At 73.7% G+C, this 1,611-nt stretch carries 1 protein-coding gene; it reads right to left on the reverse strand.

What is annotated here, in order from left to right:
• Positions 1-178: 178 nt before the first annotated feature.
• Entirely contained in the window at positions 179-1,174 is a 996-nt protein-coding gene (locus tag B7L92_RS38270; RefSeq protein ID WP_081241653.1) for a sporulation protein, read from the reverse strand.
• Between the last annotated feature and the right edge of the window lie 437 nt (positions 1,175-1,611).

Here is a 1,611-nt window from a genome sequence, read left to right on the forward strand (position 1 = left end):
AACTGCTGCGGCAAAGGGCGACCGAAGTTTCACAGTACTTCCGCACGGCTTGCACGTCCGGACCCCCAACGCCGTCACCACGGGCCCACGGCGAGCGGGCGTGGGCCCGTGGTGAACCGGTGCCTCCTCCCGGGTACGGAGGGGCCGGCCGGCCCCTCCGCGTCCCGCTCGGCGGACGTCAGCCCTCCTCTTCCTCCTCGCCCTCGAAGAAGTCCCCGACCTCGTCGACGACTTCGGCCGCGACCATGCCGCCGACCACACCGACCGCGAGCCCGGCCGCGCCCGCGGCGACGACGGTGCCCATGCCGGGGCCGGAGCGGTGGCCGGAGCGGTGGCCGTCGTGGTGCGGCGCGTGCCCGTCGTACCCGCCGTGGCCGTACGCGGAGGGGGACCCGTACGACGCCCGGTGCTCGACCAGCTGCCGGATCCAGCCGTCGACCAGGGCGTTCCAGTCCTGGTGCCCCTCCTCGGCGCGGGGCACGGTGAAACGGGTCAGCGCGTCGTGCCCCCCGGAGAAGAAGCCGCCCCGCTTGTCGGCCTCCAGGACGACCTCCAGACCGCCGGGGCCGGCGAGGAAGGTGACCTCGAGCTCGTTGACCCGGTCGGCGTACTGCGGGGCCGGGGTGAGCTCGATCTCCTGGTAGAAGGGCAGCTGCTGTCCGGTGCCGCCGATCCGGCCGTACTCCAGGTCGGCGGACCGGAAGCCGAAACCGAGCCCGCCGAGTGCCTCCAGGATCGCCTCCTGGGCGGGCAGCGGGGCGACGGACAACTGGTCGAGGTCGCCCTTGTCCTTCGCGCCGGCCACCGCCAGCTCGGTGCGCACGCCGAGCACGATGCCCAGCGGCTGCCCGTACAGCTCGGTGATCGGCGTCTCCCACGGCAGCGTCACGCTGAACGGCACGTTCCGCTGCTCGCCCGCGGCGAGCCGGAACCCCCCGCCGACGGTGAACCGGTCGAAAGCGACGAACCCCTCGCTCTCCCCTTCGTCGTGCTCGGCCTCGACCCGGGCCACCAGCTCCAGGGTGATGTGGTCGATGGCGAAGTCGGCGTCACCGCCCTTGAGGTGGACCTGACCCGACAGGGTGCCGCCCGGGCGGGCGGCACCGGGGTCGAGGACCGTGTCGACGGTGGGTCCGCCCACGCCGAGCGAGGCGAGCAGTCGTTTGAACACCATCGTGGCGTCCACTCCTTCAACGTGCGTGTTGTCCTTGGGGCGGGTGCCGGCGGCCCGCCCGGGGACACGGCACCACGACGGCTCACGGGCCGGTCGCGTCGTGCGGGAACCGGCCCGTGAGCAGTGCTTCTACAAGCACGTAGAAGCATAGGGCCGTTCGGGGCCGGGGAGGACGCGCTTCCCGCCCGGAGCGCCGAAAAGGCCGAAACCGGTTCTCGTGTCGCGCCCGGACGGCCCGCCCCGCGCCCCGCGCCCCGCGGCCCGCGGTCAGTCGATGACCGCCGTGGCTTCGACCTCGACCAGGTGCTCGGGCACGTCCAGGGCCGCGACACCCAGCAGCGTGGCCGGCGCGGCCGGGGTCACTCCCAGCTTCGCCGCCGCCCGGACAAGATGCCCCTGCTCCTGGAGGGCATCGCCCGGGCGGCGGCGAAGCTGGG

Source organism: Streptomyces viridosporus (assembly GCF_002078235.1).
GTDB lineage: Bacteria > Actinomycetota > Actinomycetes > Streptomycetales > Streptomycetaceae > Streptomyces > Streptomyces viridosporus.